This window comes from Clostridium thermopalmarium DSM 5974 (assembly GCF_002995795.1).
In the GTDB taxonomy this organism is placed as follows: domain Bacteria; phylum Bacillota; class Clostridia; order Clostridiales; family Clostridiaceae; genus Clostridium_H; species Clostridium_H thermopalmarium.
Genome location: NZ_PVXN01000066.1, coordinates 1 through 522, shown reverse-complemented (window position 1 = coordinate 522; position 522 = coordinate 1). Strand labels below are relative to the sequence as shown.

General features: G+C 51.7%; 5 tRNA genes. All 5 read left to right on the top strand.

Going from position 1 to position 522, the window contains the following annotated elements:
• The first annotated feature begins 50 nt into the window (after positions 1-50).
• A tRNA-Gln gene (locus CPAL_RS12895) sits at positions 51-125 on the top strand.
• A gap of 4 nt (positions 126-129) precedes the next feature.
• Positions 130-205, top strand: a tRNA-Lys gene (locus CPAL_RS12890).
• Between the two features lie 20 nt (positions 206-225).
• Positions 226-309 (top strand) — tRNA-Leu (locus CPAL_RS12885).
• A 6-nt stretch (positions 310-315) separates the two neighbouring features.
• Positions 316-390, top strand: a tRNA-Gly gene (locus CPAL_RS12880).
• Between the two features lie 6 nt (positions 391-396).
• Positions 397-470: transfer RNA gene (locus CPAL_RS12875), tRNA-Gly, on the top strand.
• The last annotated feature ends 52 nt before the right edge of the window (positions 471-522 follow it).

Genomic DNA, 522 nt, shown 5'->3' with positions numbered 1-522 from the left:
GGTTCTGGTTGTCGAGGGTTCGAGTCCCTTCGTTCACCCCATTAAAAAATTGGGATGTCGCCAAGCGGTAAGGCATAGCACTTTGACTGCTACATGCGTAGGTTCGAATCCTGCCATCCCAGCCATTATGATCCACTAGCTCAGTCGGTAGAGCACTTGACTTTTAATCAAGTTGTCCGGGGTTCGATTCCCCGGTGGATCACCATAAAATAAATATCATAGTATGCAGGTGTGGCGGAATTGGCAGACGCACTAGACTTAGGATCTAGCGCCTTTGGCGTGGGGGTTCGACTCCCTTCACCTGCACCAAAATGAGCGGGAGTGGCTCAGTGGTAGAGCGTCACCTTGCCAAGGTGAACGTCGCGAGTTCGAATCTCGTCTTCCGCTCCAAAATATGCGGGTATGGTTCAATGGTAGAACGTCAGCCTTCCAAGCTGAACACAGGGGTTCGATTCCCCTTACCCGCTCCAAATATGCGTCTTTAGCTCAGCTGGATAGAGCAACGCCCTTCTAAGGCGTGGG